This window comes from Bacillus sp. TH13 (assembly GCF_016651175.1).
GTDB classification, from domain to species: Bacteria; Bacillota; Bacilli; order Bacillales; family Bacillaceae_G; genus Bacillus_A; species Bacillus_A thuringiensis_S.
On sequence record NZ_JAEKEJ010000025.1, the window covers coordinates 4,480,003 to 4,497,080 of the forward strand.

Sequence of the window (17,078 nt, forward strand, 5' to 3'; positions counted from 1 at the left end):
TTTTTCTTTTCGTATAAAGGAGCTACGACTTACGAAAACTTAGGAATAGAACATTGGAAGAGGTGTAAGTATGATAACTAGAAAACTACCATTACATATAGACGATATTAAAAAAGCTCACAAGATTCTAGATAGAAATGCTCGTAAAACGCCATTAGTAAAATCTTTTTACTTGACTAGTAAAACGGGCGGAGAAATTCATTTGAAATTAGAAAATATGCAATTAACGGGTTCTTTTAAGTTTCGTGGCGCATTTAATAAAATGTCGCGGCTCACGGATCAAGAAAAAAAAAGAGGTGTAATTGCATGTTCAGCAGGTAATCATGCACAAGGAGTTGCATTATCTGCTCATTTACTCGGTATTAAGAGTAAAATTGTTATGCCAATTTCTGCACCGCAGGCTAAAGTTGAAGCAACTAGAGGATATGGATCTGAAGTGATTTTACATGGTGAAACCTTTGATGATGCAAAGACAAAATGTGAAGAAATTATAAGGAAAACAGGTGAGACATACTTACATCCATATGATGATGTAGAGGTAATGGCTGGTCAAGGTACAATTGGATTAGATATTCTTGATGATATGTGGGATGTAGATACTGTCATTGTACCAATAGGTGGAGGCGGAATTATTTCTGGTATTTCTGTAGCATTAAAATCTTTTAATCCATCGATTAATATAATTGGTGTCCAGGCAGATAATGTCCATGGAATGAAGGCATCTTACGATAAAGGAGCAATCGTAGAACATTATGAGGCGCCTACTATTGCAGATGGTTGCGCTGTTAAAATACCAGGGGAATTAACATTTGAAATTGTAAAAGAAGTAGTAGATGATATTGTAACTGTATCAGAAAAAGAACTGGAAGTAGCGATGAAAGATTTATTACAACGTGGGAAAGCTGTTGTAGAAGGTGCAGGTGCATTAGCAACTGCTGCACTTCTTGCAGGAAAAGTTGATAGCTATATAAAAGGAAAAAAAGTAGTAGCGGTTATATCTGGTGGGAACGTAGACTTACAGCGCATATCAAGTGTATGTGAGCACTTTTTTGTCGCTAATGAAGTGAAATAGTTTTATGAAAGAAGAGCTAAGAGAAATAATCTTAGCTCTTACTTTTTGTCTACTGTTTACTGTAAGTAGCAATAAATTTGCTGTTTAATGAATTGTTTTATTTAAGCGCCAATTTTTACACATATCTTGAATGTTACAATAATTATTTCAATATTGTCGAAACGTAAGCAGAAATTTAATATAATAATTTTAATGTGCTAATGAGTGGTGAGGAGGGCAGGTCATGAATAAAGAAGAACAGGTCATGAACGGTTTCAGGGAATTATATAATAAGCTGGTTTGGCTTAATAAAGATAAGATGGAAGAAGGCCTTAAAGGTTTTAAGTCTTCTGAAGTCCACTGCATTGAATATATTGAAAATAATGTGGATTCTAATGTGACACAACTTGCAGAGGCTTTTTATGTGACTCGCGGTGCTATAAGTAGAATGACTAAGAAGCTCATACAAAAAGGCCTTATTGAAAGCTACCAAAAGTCGGAAAATAAGAAAGAAATTTATTTTAGGCTTACCGAAGAAGGGAAAGAAATTTATAAAATCCATGAAGATCTGCACAAAGAGTTTCAAGAGCGGGATAAAGCTGTATTTGAGCAAGTAACTGAAGAAGAATTCGACAGTATAATTAGTTTCGTGGAAAAGTATAGTAGACATTTGGATGCAGAAATAAAGAAACAAGGTATACATATTAAATCCTAATACATTTTAATAATGAAATGGCAGCCCTAATCTAATGAGAATAGGCTGCTTTTTTATCATTTTATTTTTGTTGACTAATCAACAAAACAGAGTTATTATTTTGTTGACAAAGCAACAAATTTTTAAAAGGGGCGAAGTTAAATGTCTATATTTAGATCACAAAATGAAAGGGAAACTGAAAAAAGCATAGATAAACATGCTTTACTATTCGGACTTATTTCTGTATTTCTTTGTGGTATAGGTTTCAGTATTATCATGCCTGTAGTCCCATTCTTAGTACAGCCATATACAAGTAATCCGGAAGAACAAGCATTAGTTGTTACACTACTAACTTCCGTATATGCGGCCTGCGTGTTTTTAGCTGCTCCAGTACTCGGGGCTTTAAGCGATAAGTATGGCCGTCGTCCATTACTTTTAATATGCTTATTTGGTTCTGCAATTGGGTACTTAGTTTTTGGCATAGGAGGAGCTTTATGGGTACTATTTGCTGGACGCATAATAGAAGGAATAACAGGCGGGAGCATAAGTACTATCTTCGCATATTTTGCAGACATCATTCCAAAAGAGCAGAGAACGAAATACTTTGGATGGGTGAGTGCAGTTGTAGGTGCGGGAACTATCATTGGCCCAACCATTGGGGGATTACTTGCCAAGTTTGGTGATACTGTACCTATGTATTTTGGAGCAATCATAACGTTAATAAATGTTGTATATGGGATCAAATATATGCCTGAGAGCCTTGACAAAAATAATAGATTGAAAGAGATTACTTTTGTAAGAATGAATCCTTTTGCACAGCTAGCAAACATACTTTCCATGAAAAATTTAAAATGGTTACTTGTCTCAGCGTTTTTACTTTGGATACCTAACGGATCTTTACAAGCAATTTTCACACAATTTACGATGGATACTTTCAGTTGGAAACCTGCACTAATCGGACTTATGTTTTCAATTTTGGGCTTTCAAGACATTGTTTCACAAAGTTTTATAATGCCAAAGCTTTTGATCCAGCTTAGTGATAAACAAATAGCAATTCTTGGGATGGTTTCGGAGATTATAGGATACAGTTTTATTGCAGCATCAGCTGTATTTTCACTCTCTCCACTACTTATCGTTGGAATGCTAATGTTTGGTTTTGGGGATTCAATTTTCGGGCCTTCATTCAACGGGATGCTTTCAAAGTCTGGCGGTTCTAGTGAACAAGGAAGGATTCAAGGGGGAAGTCAATCTATTCAAGCTTTAGCAAGAATGATTGGTCCTATTATTGGAGGGCAAATCTATGTATCGCTTGGTCATGCTGCACCTGCTTTTATGGGTATGATCCTTATAGTCGCGGCAATAGCAGTTTTGTATAAGGGGACACATGCAACTGTATAACAGATAGATATAAGAACAAATAGAAGGGTGTCAGAACTTAGGAACACGTGCTGACACCCTTTTTGTTTACGGTTTGAGAGCTAAGAGAAATGCTTTTGTTTAGGGATTTATTCTGCAATGCTCTCATAGTGAAGAGTAATATTCAGTGAGGTGGAACTATCATTAATTACAGTTAGCTTTTTTTGAAAGTAAAAAGGTATGTAAATGACTAGTTAGTTTAATTATGCTTGTGCTGAAGTAAATAATGACTCCATTTTTACCTTGCTCTTCTCTCGAATTTCAGCATCTGCATGGCGCATAACATATTTATGCGCTACAGCGATTGCTAAAACATCATCTAATAAGCCAATCCCAATAACAGCAGCTATATCTGGAATGAAATCGATTGTTAATACGTAATAAGATAAAGCGGCTAATATTATGAATTTCGCTTTAGTAGGTAATTCTTTCTTTTTCATTGTGTAGAATAAGATAATACTTTCATATACGCTGGATTTACCGAGGTTTACAGAGCTTTTTTTGAACTTTTTCCAAAGTGTCTGTTTCTCCATATAAACACTCCTTTTACAAAAACATAGATTTTTTAAAAGGATGGACAAAGAAGTGAGAGATTAATCAATGTTATTGTTTTTCTTATTATATATTTCCATAAAGATAGGGGATTACCTGTTCAAAATAATATAATGTGGATTATGCAACGATTCACAGTGTTCCGTTACATAGTATATATATTGTAAAATGTATGTGGATGATTTAGTTATTATTATGCATTTTATAAGCGGTATGGGGGAAGAAAAATGAAAATAATAGAACTACCAATTGAATTCGAATTTAACGGGCAAAAACAATGTATTTATCCAAGTTTAATTATATTACATAATGAATTAACGTTAGTGGATACAGGATATCCAAGTTTTTTACCTTTAATTGAAAATGCAATATTAAAACATGGATATGAGATGAAAAACTTAAAGAATATAATTATTACCCATTATGATGACGATCATATAGGGGCTTTATATGATTTTAAAGTGAAATATCCAAATATTAATGTTATTGCTAGTGAAATTGAATCTAACAATATTAATGGTGATATAAAATCAGAGAGGTTAGTTCAAGCTGAAGAAATGTTAGAACGTATGCCAAATGAAGAAAAAGAATTTGGTAAATGGTTTATACAACAGTTAAAAAATATAAAACATATTTTCGTCGATGAAAAAGTACATGATGGTCAAATGATTTTGAATAATGAATGTCAAGTAGTGGCAACGCCAGGACATACCTCGGGGCATATTTCATTATATTTTCCCAATTTAGACTGTGTAATTACAGGAGATGCAGCGGTTCAAGAGAATCGAGAGTTAGTTATAGCTAATCCGAATTTTTGTTTAGATATAGAAAGGGCGGAACAGTCTTTAAATAGGATTAAAAGTCTTAAAGCAGCGCAGTATTATTGCTATCATGGAGGAAAGCTTACTGTATAAAATAATAAAAAAACCAATCTTTTCGATATAGAAAAGATTGGTTTTTTAATTCATAGATTCTGCAATTTGAATTAAATCCTTTACGTTATATTTTCCTTGTATATAGCGTTTGTTACCAATTGCAATTGTATATTGAAAACCATTTTCCTGAAAGAGGAGCTCATATGCTGAATCAAAATGAGGATTATATAGTGCTTTTATATTATTTTTTAAGCTGTAGAACTTAGCTCCACTATGTACATAGAAGCCTAATTTGTTTTGAACTGGTGAAACAGTGATTTTAAAAATCCCATTAATGTCTTCATTGTAGTATTGGAGGTTTAAGTAATCGTTATAGATGTACCCTTGAAATTCGTGAATTTTGTAGGAGTAAGTATATGTTCCTTACATTTCATTTCATATTCTTTTACGATAGTAGCTTCTTTTATAAGTGGATTCCCATCATAAATTTGATTCATTTGAGATATTTTATTATTTTTTGTTACTATTTCTAAAATGAAACCGATAGTAAATTCATCATTAGTGCCTTTCAAATAAGAAATAAGAATTGTAGTATCTTCTTTTGGAGATGGTACTATTTTAATTTCATGAATAGGTTTTTCCTTTTGGAAAGTAGGTAGTTCAACCCCTTCTGTTACATATGACTGCATTAATTATTTATCATTTTTGAGTAAGGCATGTTTGAATTCACTTATTACATCTGTTTGAGATTTCGCCATAATAATTGTAGTGGATTGAAAATATAATAAGATAAATATGCAAAAAAATTTTATGAATGTAGTGGTCAATTTTATCACCCTATAACTATATTTCCGTAACATTGAAATATATATGTATAGGAGGGGAGAAGATGAGTTTATTGCTTGATGTAATAATGGATATAATTTTGTTTTATCCTCGAAATGACATGAAATTAAAACATCATATTGTCAAATTAAGCGAATTTGAGTGGTTTCGAAAGCTACACGAAGATACAAAGTATACAAGTTTAATTTGGAGTAATAGAAAAATTAAAAAGTATATTTTGACTTCTGCAAATATGGAAACATTAATAAAATCCGAGAAAAAGCAAAAAGAATTTGTCCATCTAGTACACGATGAATATAAAAAAGAAGATAAGAATTTTTTTATTTTTCATATTTAGCGAAACAAATGGTACAATGAAAGCTAATGTGAAAAATAAGGAAAAGAAGTGGTCTATTTGAAAAACTTTTTAGAATTAGGAATTAGTGAAACTTTTAATCATACATTACGTGAAAATGGAATTACAGAAGCAACACCAATTCAAGAGAAGGCAATTCCAGTTATTCTGTCAGGTAAAGATATTATTGGGCAGGCGAAAACAGGAACGGGTAAAACGTTAGCATTCGTGTTACCGATTTTAGAAAAAATCAATCCAGAGTCTAGTGATGTTCAGGCTTTAATCGTTGCGCCAACAAGGGAACTAGCACTGCAAATTACAACTGAAATTAAAAAAATGCTTGTTCAAAGAGAAGATATTAATGTACTAGCGATATATGGCGGACAAGATGTCGCACAACAATTGAGAAAATTAAAAGGTAATACACATATTGTTGTAGCGACACCAGGACGATTATTAGATCATATACGACGTGAAACAATTGATTTAAGTAATCTTTCAACGATTGTACTAGATGAAGCGGATCAAATGCTTTATTTCGGTTTCTTATATGATATTGAAGATATTTTAGATGAGACACCTGGTAGTAAACAAACGATGTTATTCTCAGCAACGATGCCAAAAGATATTAAAAAATTGGCGAAGCGTTATATGGATGAGCCGCAAATGATTCAAGTACAAAGTGAAGAAGTAACGGTAGATACAATTGAGCAGCGTGTCATTGAGACGACAGATCGTGCAAAGCCAGATGCACTTCGTTTTGTTATGGATCGTGATCAACCATTTTTAGCAGTTATTTTCTGTCGTACAAAGGTTAGAGCAAGTAAGCTTTATGATAATTTAAAAGGACTAGGTTATAATTGTGCTGAACTTCATGGTGATATACCTCAAGCGAAACGTGAAAGAGTTATGAAGAGTTTCCGAGAAGCTAAAATTCAGTACTTAATCGCAACGGATGTAGCAGCTCGTGGACTTGATGTAGATGGTGTAACGCACGTATTTAACTTTGATATCCCTGAAGATGTAGAAAGTTATATTCACCGCATTGGCCGAACAGGACGTGCAGGTGGATCAGGTCTTGCAATTACATTCGTTGCAGCGAAAGATGAAAAACATTTAGAAGAAATTGAAAAAACGCTTGGTGCACCAATACAAAGAGAAATAATCGAACAACCGAAGATAAAACGTGTAGATGAAAATGGAAAACCGGTACCAAAGCCGGCTCCAAAGAAATCAGGTCAATATCGTCAAAGAGATAGCCGTGAAGGTTCAAAAAGTGAATCAAGACGTGATTCCAGAAATGGCTCAAGAAGTGATTCAAGAAATAGTTCTAGAAATGAAAATAACCGATCATTTAATAAGCCAAGTAATAAAAAAGGTAGTACAAAGCAAGGTCAGCAAAGACGTGGCCGCTAAATGGTTATAATTGTAAAAGAGTCGCGAAATATTGCGGCTCTTTTTTTGTTTGTATACAACAAGGGTGATGCCGAAAAAAATTTCACTCACCGTATTTAAAATGAATTTTAAAATATATAAAAGAAATTTTATAGTCCAAAACCAGTAGAGCAAGGGTATTACAACCATGTCGCAATTCAAGAACAAGTGCAACTTACGTATGAACAATATTTAATCGAAAAAAATCGAGAGAAAGCAGTTCGTACTAGCTCCTCTGATGATGATACGAAAATATCTTTTGCAAACAAAGAATTGGACGATTTGGTGAAAGAAATTCGTAACACATTCAAACTGTACGGGAATGTTATAGTGCAGCAAAAAGAGAACGGAACTTATTATGTCTACTATTTCGGTAGACCACTTTGGTTGAAAGAAAAGGTATTGAAGCGAGCGAGTATTTTCATTACACATTCCGCAATTATCGAAATGGAGGAAGAGAAGTTTATAAATGATTTAACTCATATTGGTAGATGAAAAAAATAAGGGCGTGCGAAGATCGAGCTTTCTTATTTACAAATTTAAATTAACAACCATTTTCGAATATTGGCAGAAAGATAAAATTATTGTTGCTGAAATGGAAAGTAAAGCAAGTTATCTTTATTGGCAGCAGTTCAGAACAAAATTTGTAACAATGTCGATGGTGAAATTTATGAAGTTTGTAAAGTGCGAGAATGAAGATGTTTTTGACATCAAGCGCATGTACAGCGCAGAGCAGGCTTTCAAGAAAGTGTAAAATTTTCGCTACCTCCATGCGGGGGTGATTGTAAGGAACTGGAAAACTCATTTGTTCGTTTTGTTCGATGGAGGAATTGAAAAGCGCAACTGTCATCATTTTTTGGAAATTGCTTATTACGATGATGAGGGTAATGTGGTTCGAAGCTACCAGAAGGGGGAATATGCGGTATAAGAAAAAAGGACTTGCAGTCGTATCTGCTGTCCTTTAATAGGAGAAAAATTATTCTGGATTAGAACTACGAATAACAAGAAAACGCGCTTTAAATTAGTGTTGTCAAAGATGTAATAATCTATGCAACAAAAAGCTTAGTTGGAATTCAAAACACCAAAATGGCTTGCATTGGTAACAGGCTCAAAACTAGTATATGTAAAATGAAAAATTCCATGCAAAAAGCAGACAATAATTTTGGTTGTCTGCCAGTGAGTCGAATGAGTTAGCTAATTGTGATAAATTGCATTCCTATTAGGAGAAGAGTGAAGCTGCTAGTTCAAACAGCTTGTTGGTATTATTTTCGATATTTTAAAAAATATACAGGAAAAGCAGATAAGTTAAGAACCTACCTGCTTCTGCTGTAACAAAAGAAAGAAGTATTAGCCGTGGATACGGCGGCTTGAGAATAGTATGTATTTTTATTTAAAAAATATTCAAGGGGTGAAGAAACATGGAATGTTTGATACATGGTATCTATGAAATTAATCAGCTAATTAGTAAAACAAAAGAGAAAAATTATGAGTAAATATAACAATAAGAAGGTAGAACTAGACGGCCATGTATTCGATAGTAAAGCAGAAGCAGATTATTACTCCGGATTAAAAATACGCCAAGCTACAGGTGAAATTACAAGCTTTAAATTGCAATGAAAAATTAAGTAACTTTAAAAAATGAGATATGTATCGGAGTCTTTTTATGTACAAAAGAATGAGAGATTTCTTCTGAACATTTAAAAGGAATCTCTTATTCGTAATCGGTAAATTAGGTTTTAGAAAAACGAAAAGATTTTGTATGAAAAATAAATAAAAGAATTCGTTCGTTACAAACGGATTCTTCCCACAAGGTCTGCAAGAAATTCAAGGTAACTGGACCAGAGCAACCTGTGAAATTCCTTGTGATAATACTGTATGCAAATGAATCAAAATGGTTAATGGAAACTAAACAAAATCTTATTTTAAAGCTAAAGAATGTCTTGTGGAGCGCTCCTTATAGCTAATTATGAATGTTTATGTTCAATCTTAGATTTCTTACTTGGAGGAATAAAATGCTCTTGAACAAAGTTTTGATAGACAATACTGCCAATAATTACAATATAAAACACCGTACAAAAGAAGATTAAAATGTATTTTACTGCCTTGTTCATATTAGTACCATCCTAAAAGAGAATTATTTGGATTTTAATATGGTATGTGAAAAAGGTGCATTTATACAAGGGAAGGGTAGTTAGCAAAAGTAAAACAAAATCTTTATTTAAAAACTAAAGAGCGCTTTTTAAAGCGCTCCTTAAGAAAAATAAAAAAGAATACCTCATGATACTGTATGTATGTTTTTTAGGAATGTGAGGATTTAAAACAAAATCGTTATTTGAGAAAAAGGAGAATGGAAATGTCCTTAGTGGGGAATTTGAAAGAACTCCAAGAAAAAGTCATTGATGAAAAGGTATTGGAATTTGCAGAGGAAATGGAATGCGTAATAATCGAAAGTGCTGCAAATGGATATTCAGGTTATAGATATCAAATTCATAAAGAAAATCCAGACAAGCATATTCTGCACTCAAAACCATTTACGGAAAAGTTACAAGAATTAATGGATGGTGTGAAAGTTGAATTTAAGGTAGTAGAAAAGAAAAACATTTTAGGTGGATCTTATTACGAACATTACATCCGTTTTAGTTGGAATGACTAATTTCTTAATAAAAAACGCTATTTTAAATAAAAGAACAGCTAGTGAAATCTAACTGCTCAGTTCTTTGAAAAATAAGAATTAGAATTTGTGTTTAAAATGGTTTACATCAATTAACGAAATTGCTGTAGAGAGATTAATAAATCTTTATGAATACGCAATAATGTTTGAACATCATCTTCTTGAAGTTGTTGTAGTGCTAATTCCATTGCCTTGTAGGAAGTAGAGTTTTCAATGGATTTTTTCGATGCTTTTTGTCCTTGGTTTGTTACCTTTAATTTTATTTCTCTACGATCTTCATCTGATTGTTTTCGCTTGATGAACTGTAGATTAACTAATTCATCTACATTCACACTCACTGTACTTTTAGGAACTGAAAAACGTTCTGAAATCTCTTTAAGAGTAACATTAGGGAGTGCATAAATTGTATTTAAGATACCCATTTGTTGTACTGTTAATCCTAAACTGGAGGCGTTTTGATGTGTGAACTTTATAATTTCTTTGTTTATTGTTACAAATGATTGGACAACTTCTCCTGCTTGTTTGAAACTTTGATTTTTTAAACTCATAATACTCGTCCCTTTTCTAAATTAATTTAGAAAAGAAATCAATACATGTTAGTAATAGCAAACTTAATAAAAATTTCATTTTGTCACAAATAAAAGAGCAGTTAGCCCAGTCTAACTGCTCGATACAAAGGTAATAATCTAGATGCATAGATATTATATGCTGAATTATTGATTTTATTTAAGGAGGAATAAAGTAAAGATTTTTTAGGAAATAGGAGTAGGAACAAAATAGAAGAGCAGCTAGCAAAAGCTAACTGCTTGTTGAAAAAAGAATCCATCCCAGGTTATTTACTGGCAGAGTTTCAAGAAATAAATGATTAAATTAATTTAATTTTTCAATTACAATCGAAGCATTTATATTTGTTTGTGTTCCACCCGCCAAAGTCTGCAAAGTAACTGCAGCAGCGGAAGTATGATTATTAAGGGTAATAATATCACCTGCAGCTAAAGCGAGGATTGTTTGGCCGTTGTTTGGTTGAGTTCCTGCACCTGATCCATAAACTGCGCTGGTAACCGGAGCACCATTTAAAAAAAGTGTGAATTGATTAGGTTCAACTCCTGATACAGAAAAAGAAATTTTATAATCTCCTGCATTAAGAACCATTAATTGAGAAGTTCCCAGCGTATGAGTAAAACCAGATGTCATTCTACCATGTGAATTAAAAAGAATAGGTGCTTCTAAGGCAACAACTTGAGCTGCTGTATTGAAAACATAAGCATAATGAGATAATCCAGATACTGTAAGTCCGGTAGGTCCCGTAGGCCCCGGAGGTCCAACAGTTCCTGGCAATCCGGTAGGTCCGGTAGGTCCTGGAGGTCCACCAGAAGGCCCAGTTGCTCCGGTTATTCCGGTTGGCCCAGTAGGCCCCGGAGGTCCAACAGTTCCTGGCAATCCGGTAGGTCCGGTAGGTCCTGGAGGTCCACCAGAAGGCCCAGTTGCTCCGGTTATTCCGGTAGGTCCGGTAGGCCCCGGAGGTCCAACAGTTCCTGGCAATCCGGTAGGTCCTGGAGGTCCTGGAGGTCCACCAGAAGGCCCAGTTGCTCCGGTTATTCCGGTAGGTCCAGAAGGTCCTGTCGCTCCAGTTATTCCAGTAGGCCCTATTTGAGGTAAAGGAAAGGGTATGTGACAACAATGCTTTTTAAATTTACTCATTTTTACACCTCCCTTATAAATTAACTATCAATTTATATTTATACTTTAACAACTTATGAGTAAACAGACACACGGGTGTAAGGAAAAAACCTATGAAAATTACATAATAGGTTTTAAGAGCAAGCCTCTATTTTAAATTCCATACCAAAAAGAGCACCATATATAAGTGCTCTTCTGACCAAGACTTATTGTAAACCTATGACTTGTGAGTGTTCTCGAAATTAAGATATAATTCAAAAATTATTTAGTGCAGGGGATATTAAAAAAGAACGCTTCGGAAAGCGCCCTTCTGTAACGACTATCCACTCTAAAAAGAAATGATGCAATATATCATATGAAATTATGTGAATTTAGTTGTGTGTATTTTGTATAAAAATTTCATTTTGTAGAAAAAGGAAGCTCAAACAGAGCACTATATATAAGTGCTTTGTTTGAGAGTGAGTATAAATTCCTATCATTCTATACTAGTATATGCTCTGCATTATGTAATTGTTATTAAAATGGGCGTAAGATTTATTAAAAGCTACTGCTTTGGGGGTTATATAAATTTAGCTTCGAAGTAACTGAAATGGAATTCTAATATTTTGTGGTGTTGATATAGATAGGTTAAGATGAGGTTGTTCTACTGTATATGTTTTATTATTTTTACACCCTGCCAAATGGTGTTTTTTTAATTCTATTAAAAATAGTAACAGCTCGTCCAAACCTTTCTAATCTACCTTACATAGTATATGTAGTAATAAATTTAAAGGAGGAATCTAGTATGTCTTATTACTACAATGATTATTGTAAGGATTACAAAAAGAAATATCATGATTGTCATAAAAGCAGTAAGAGTTATGACAAATGTGATAAAAAACATGAGGAAAAGCCTTGGTTTAATGTAAAAGTGAATTGTTGTTCTGATGATAACGGATACAATCTTGTAAGAGCATCTGCTTTTAGAGCTGTGAGCACAGTTAATCAGAATGTACCAGCAAATACATTTGTTAAAGTTTTATTCCAAAATGAACAATTTGATTTAGCAAATGAATATAACCCTGCAACATCCATTTTTATACCAAAGGCAAGAGGTGTTTACTCTGTTATTGGAACAATTGCGTTCATTCCCAATAATCTAAACGCAAACTATAGAGCGCGGGTAGAAATTCGAGTTAATGGAAATCCGGCAATTGCAATAGATAATGATTTTTTTGGTCCAATAAACTTTGCCAATGTTGTAGCTGTTTCATCAATAATTCAATTGAATGCAGGGGATGTAGTTGAGGTTTTTGCACAAAGTAGCGTAGCTGGAGTTATTTCTACTGTAGAAAATAGTACGCATTTTGAAGCTGCAAGATTTCCTTCTCCAACAGAATAAGTGATATGAAATCTCTTCAGTAATTTTATCTAAGTAAATTCCCTAATTTAAATAAGGCCTGCATAAATGCAGGCCTTATTTTTTTCGATAAAAAAGGGGATGTTTTCGGGGATTTCTCAAGACAGAATCAATTATACTCTATACCTATACAGTTCTTTGAAAAAAGAATAGTGTGGGGATAGTGTAGCCCCTTTATCAAAACGTTACCGGAGAACGGGCAGTGGCGGTAAGAATCCGTAAAAAGACAAAAAGACCAATTGGATTTATATATTCAGCCACGGTGCATTTGTATAGTGGCTTTTGTGTTTCTTATTGAGTTTAGTATTTTCTCTACTAGATTCATAAGTGACATAAAGGAAATTATTAAAAAAGATTATTTCTCCCCAGAGGGGCAAATGGCTGAAGAACAATTAAAAGTCGAGTTGCAGAAATTTGGAGAATTTAACTCATTAAAAGAAGCAAGAAAGTTTATTTACCGTTACGTTCATAGGAATCCAGAATGGTTCAATAGAAGTGGTGATGTGAATGAATATAACAATAAGCAGTCAAGGCTGGACGTAGATGATGTATGGCATGAAAATGTGTTTAAAAACGAACATCCAAAGATATATATAAATCTTGAAGATTTAAAAAAATAAAAGTAGCGAATCCGCTGCTTTTATTTTAATAAAAAAGCATTTTAAACATTTCTTATAGCATCGAATACTTATGTAAATATGGGAAACAGATTTGATTCTTGGAATGAGGGTATCGGTGTGGATATAACACATATTATGGCGAGAATAGTAGTTAATGGGAAAAATCTTCCGTTTACTTCAGTTAGAACCTCTGCGTGGATTAATGGACTTGCGAATGATTTAATTGTTACGACTAAGCAAAGAGTGAATGAGCTTTATCGGTTTATGTAGTCACGGGTGCCAGTTATGCTAACAATGTATTTCCTTCAGGGTGCTGACGTGATGAAATTTGCTAGGGTTGCTGGGGTTGATGAAAATATATATATCATTTTATTTGGTGATAAGACAAACTTTAAGTAGCCTAACAGCTACTTTTTTATTTTGAACAGAGAAAAAGAACCTGTAGTGGCTCCCTTTCACAATACTACCTTATACTTATTGATTTTCCGCTTAACATCCATAAAAACTAATAGTGCTGCAATAGCGCAAAGACCTTTAAACCATAGAAATTCAGAAGAAAATAGTCCGCCAAAGAAAGCGACCTAGTGTACAAAACAAGTAATACCAAATAACCAAAGCATGAACTTTAATTCTTTTGATGAATATGTATAGTTTTTAAATCTTTACCACATATGTATCAACTCCTATTCTTCTGATGTTCTGTAGTTTTTCTTGATGATATCTCGCATGTTTAAGACAAAGAAATGTAGGAGGTTTTTTCTTTGTCTGAAAGTTCAAAAAGATATATAATAATTTTCTGACTATTAAATTTTGGAGGGGTACAAATGAAAAATGAAGTGTTGCACACGCAAGAAGATATTATTAAAATGCTCGATTCATTATTAAGACCAGCAGAACCGTTTTGGAATGAATTTTATACGAATAGAGAAAAAGATGTTCCGTTTTTTGAAAATGTTCCAGATGAAAATCTAGTTTCCTATATACAAAAAGAATGGATTTCTAAAGGGAAAGTATTAGAGCTTGGATGTGGCCCAGGAAGAAATGCAATTTATTTAGCGACTGAAGGATTCGATGTAACCGCAGTGGATTTATCTATAGAGGGCATTAATTGGGCAAAAGAGAGGGCGTTAGCAAAAGGAATAGAAATTGATTTTATTTGTAATTCGATTTTTAATCTAGAGTGTCAAAATGATTTTGATTTTGTGTACGATTCGGGCTGTTTACATCATATTCCACCGCATAGGAGAATAAATTATGTGAATTTAATTAAAAACTCATTGAAATCAGGTGGTTATTTTGCATTAACATGTTTTGCAGCAGGTGATTTAGATGAGCGAAATGGATCAGAAATAACGGATTGGGACGTATATAGAGGGTGGAGTTTACAAGGTGGCCTTGTATATTCAGAAGAAAAATTAAGAGAGATATTTGACGAGTTTAAGGTGATCGAGATTAGAAAGATGAAGCAAATTGACCAACCAAATACTATGTTTGGAGAATCATTTCTTTGGACAGCATTATTTAAAAAGAAATAAGAACGTAGATAATTGACAAACTTATCGTTTTTATAGAAAATACACTTATGGGAATGTACGTTCGATTTTATTTACCAATGTATGTTTTGCATAAATACATAATAAGGGGTAACTAACTGTTACGATTTATTTAACCAATTATAACGAAAGTTAATTAAATATATCAGTAAGCCCTGCTAGTCAAGTGATTGGCTAGTAGTGAGGGTTAACTGCGGGCAATCCCTAAAGCTGATTGAACTACAACGTGGCTAGAAATGGTGAGCATGAATGTTGCGAAAGCAGAAAAAATCAATCAGATGGTGCAAGGTTAAATCCTAAACACTAGAACAATGGGTCTTCCGCCTCGAATCATCTAAGTCAAAATGGATAAGATGAACGTTCAACGACTATCTCGTATAACTGACGAGAGTACACCACAAGCCTATGGTGGTGGAAAAATCCTCTATCTCTAAGTAGATAAACATATAGTCTGCGCTCATGTGAAAGCATGAGAAGTTCATAAGAGAACTGGCTAAGGAATTGCGCCCTTAGTTGAACGAGATAAATTTAATTAAATCTATCAAGTCTCATTGAATCTATGCATTATGGTAAATGCAATGAGGTGAGAATAATAATGAAATTTTCACGAGTTAGTCAAGTATCGGAATTAACAGGTTTGTATCCGAGTAGTCTTAGGAGAATGCTGGTGGAACACGCTACTATTCAGAAGAACAAATCTTTCAGTATCTGAAAGGTGAGTGCCGAATAATCGCACAGTAAAGGAGTAGGCTTCTGATGATATTGGCGAAGAAAGTCAGACTGATTCCAACGCCTGAACAAGAAAAAGTGCTTAGAAATCATGCTGGTGCTGCAAGATTCGCTTATAACTATTGTAAAAGAATGAGTGATAGATACTATAAGCTATTTGGAAAATCTGTTTCACAGTTAGCTTTACAGAAACGATTTACAAAGATCAAGAAGCGAAAGAGATATGAGTGGTTAAATGCCATTAACGCACAAGTTCCTAAACAGGCTTCAAAAGATTTTGATACGGCGAGAAAACATTCGTTCAAAAAGTACAAAAATGGTTATCACACTTCTTATAAATCCAAAAAAGATTTAATCCAAGGATTTTATGCCAATTATGAAAGACTGATTATAGGAAAGAAAGTAGTTCATATTCAGTCTATTGGAAAAGTGAAAACAAGCCAACAACTACCAAGAAACAAAAAACCATCCAATCCAAGAGTTACCTGTGACGGTCGTCACTGGTGGATTAGTGTAGGGTTCCAAGAAGACTTTGAATCACAAGAACTAACCAATGAGTCGATTGGTGTGGATGTTGGTTTAAAAGAGCTGTTTGTAGCTTCTAATGGTACGAAAGAACGAAATATAAACAAAGATGCTAAGGTTAAAAATCTTTTGAAAAGGAAAAAATCAGCACAAAAAGATATGTCTAGGAGATTTAAAAAAGGTGTAAAAATTCAGTCTGCCGGATATGAAAAAGCGAAAACTGAGCACCTGCGGTTATCTAGGAAAATTACGAATATCCGAAATAACCATATCCATCAAGCAACAGCTCAATTGGTGAAAAACAAACCAATGAGAATTGTTGTGGAAGACTTATCTATCTCAAACCTGTTAAAAAACAAAAAACTATCGAAAGCATTTTCATTTCAAAAATTAAACTTCTTCTTCCAATGTTTGTCATACAAGTGCGAGAAGTATGGCATTGAGTATGTAAAAGCTGATAAATGGTTCGCCTCAAGCAAGATTTGTTCATGTTGCGGAGTAAAATACGACCATTCAGTTCAACCAGAAGGACAGTGGAGTTTAAAAATACGTGAGTGGCGTTGTGTTGAGTGCAATAGCCATCACGATAGGGATGTAAATGCTGCGATAAATTTATCAAGATGGGTAAAATAAATGCTTGATAATAGGAGGTAACGATACTGCCTCGTGTGGAGTGTTATACCCCTCGTCCCTTCGGGG

Annotated in this window: 16 protein-coding genes and 3 pseudogenes; 14 read left to right on the plus strand and 5 right to left on the minus strand. The window is 33.8% G+C overall.

Features of this window, described 5'->3' with window-relative positions; genetic code table 11:
* Positions 1–70: 70 nt before the first annotated feature.
* From tdcB to JFU02_RS31485, 3 genes are all read left to right on the plus strand, one after another.
* Positions 71–1,072: a bifunctional threonine ammonia-lyase/L-serine ammonia-lyase TdcB gene (gene tdcB, locus JFU02_RS31475; protein WP_086790750.1), complete on the plus strand. Its 1,002-nt coding sequence runs from the start codon at positions 71–73 to the stop codon at positions 1,070–1,072.
* Positions 1,073–1,295: 223 nt separating this feature from the next.
* Complete coding sequence (locus tag JFU02_RS31480) at positions 1,296–1,766, plus strand: MarR family transcriptional regulator (protein WP_001030909.1); 471 nt, start codon at positions 1,296–1,298, stop codon at positions 1,764–1,766.
* A gap of 141 nt (positions 1,767–1,907) precedes the next feature.
* Entirely contained in the window at positions 1,908–3,143 is a 1,236-nt protein-coding gene (locus tag JFU02_RS31485) for an MFS transporter (RefSeq protein WP_000021823.1), read from the plus strand.
* A 221-nt stretch (positions 3,144–3,364) separates the two neighbouring features.
* On the opposite strand, the gene JFU02_RS31490 is transcribed toward JFU02_RS31485, so the two are convergent.
* Entirely contained in the window at positions 3,365–3,694 is a 330-nt protein-coding gene (locus tag JFU02_RS31490) for a YkvA family protein (protein WP_097889016.1), read from the minus strand.
* A 246-nt stretch (positions 3,695–3,940) separates the two neighbouring features.
* Between JFU02_RS31490 and JFU02_RS31495 the strand changes: the two genes are divergently transcribed.
* Complete coding sequence (locus JFU02_RS31495) at positions 3,941–4,627, plus strand: MBL fold metallo-hydrolase (RefSeq protein WP_000691156.1); 687 nt, start codon at positions 3,941–3,943, stop codon at positions 4,625–4,627.
* 45 nt (positions 4,628–4,672) lie between these two features.
* Here JFU02_RS31495 and JFU02_RS31500 read toward each other — a convergent pair.
* Positions 4,673–5,448: pseudogene (locus JFU02_RS31500) on the minus strand (hypothetical protein).
* 29 nt (positions 5,449–5,477) lie between these two features.
* Here JFU02_RS31500 and JFU02_RS31505 point away from each other — a divergent pair.
* The 4 genes and pseudogenes from JFU02_RS31505 to JFU02_RS31520 all read left to right on the plus strand — a co-directional run.
* A complete protein-coding gene (locus tag JFU02_RS31505) occupies positions 5,478–5,771 on the plus strand; it encodes a hypothetical protein (protein WP_201072121.1) in 294 nt (97 codons plus the stop codon).
* 48 nt (positions 5,772–5,819) lie between these two features.
* Positions 5,820–7,184 (plus strand): DEAD/DEAH box helicase, encoded by a 1,365-nt coding sequence (locus JFU02_RS31510; protein ID WP_003307035.1) that lies wholly within the window; start codon positions 5,820–5,822, stop codon positions 7,182–7,184.
* A gap of 186 nt (positions 7,185–7,370) precedes the next feature.
* Positions 7,371–7,697, plus strand: a complete 327-nt coding sequence (locus JFU02_RS31515) for a hypothetical protein (protein WP_176520918.1) — start codon at positions 7,371–7,373, stop codon at positions 7,695–7,697.
* 990 nt (positions 7,698–8,687) lie between these two features.
* A pseudogene (locus JFU02_RS31520) lies at positions 8,688–8,816 on the plus strand (DUF1064 domain-containing protein); the annotation flags it as partial.
* Positions 8,817–9,166: 350 nt separating this feature from the next.
* Here the strand turns inward: JFU02_RS31520 and JFU02_RS31525 are convergent.
* Positions 9,167–9,313: a hypothetical protein gene (locus JFU02_RS31525; RefSeq protein ID WP_153578076.1), complete on the minus strand. Its 147-nt coding sequence runs from the start codon at positions 9,311–9,313 to the stop codon at positions 9,167–9,169.
* A gap of 242 nt (positions 9,314–9,555) precedes the next feature.
* On the opposite strand from JFU02_RS31525, the gene JFU02_RS31530 reads away from it, so the two are divergent.
* Positions 9,556–9,855, plus strand: a complete 300-nt coding sequence (locus tag JFU02_RS31530) for a hypothetical protein (protein ID WP_061665829.1) — start codon at positions 9,556–9,558, stop codon at positions 9,853–9,855.
* Between the two features lie 110 nt (positions 9,856–9,965).
* Here JFU02_RS31530 and JFU02_RS31535 read toward each other — a convergent pair whose 3' ends face one another.
* A complete protein-coding gene (locus tag JFU02_RS31535; RefSeq protein ID WP_061665828.1) occupies positions 9,966–10,421 on the minus strand; it encodes a MarR family winged helix-turn-helix transcriptional regulator in 456 nt (151 codons plus the stop codon).
* Between the two features lie 322 nt (positions 10,422–10,743).
* A complete protein-coding gene (locus JFU02_RS31540; protein ID WP_201072123.1) occupies positions 10,744–11,574 on the minus strand; it encodes a BclA C-terminal domain-containing protein in 831 nt (276 codons plus the stop codon).
* A gap of 763 nt (positions 11,575–12,337) precedes the next feature.
* Here JFU02_RS31540 and JFU02_RS31545 point away from each other — a divergent pair.
* The 5 genes and pseudogenes from JFU02_RS31545 (at position 12,338) to JFU02_RS31565 (ending at position 17,012) form a co-directional block, all read left to right on the plus strand.
* A complete protein-coding gene (locus JFU02_RS31545) occupies positions 12,338–12,934 on the plus strand; it encodes an ABC transporter permease (RefSeq protein ID WP_061665806.1) in 597 nt (198 codons plus the stop codon).
* Between the two features lie 395 nt (positions 12,935–13,329).
* Complete coding sequence (locus tag JFU02_RS31550; RefSeq protein WP_061665807.1) at positions 13,330–13,572, plus strand: hypothetical protein; 243 nt, start codon at positions 13,330–13,332, stop codon at positions 13,570–13,572.
* Between the two features lie 78 nt (positions 13,573–13,650).
* Positions 13,651–13,952 (plus strand): annotated as a pseudogene (locus JFU02_RS32360) (hypothetical protein).
* Positions 13,953–14,396: 444 nt separating this feature from the next.
* Positions 14,397–15,107 carry a class I SAM-dependent methyltransferase gene (locus JFU02_RS31560; RefSeq protein ID WP_061665805.1) on the plus strand — a complete coding sequence of 237 codons (711 nt, stop codon included), beginning with the start codon at positions 14,397–14,399 and terminating at the stop codon, positions 15,105–15,107.
* Between the two features lie 774 nt (positions 15,108–15,881).
* Positions 15,882–17,012, plus strand: a complete 1,131-nt coding sequence (locus tag JFU02_RS31565) for an RNA-guided endonuclease InsQ/TnpB family protein (protein ID WP_098013520.1) — start codon at positions 15,882–15,884, stop codon at positions 17,010–17,012.
* Positions 17,013–17,078 lie beyond the last annotated feature (66 nt).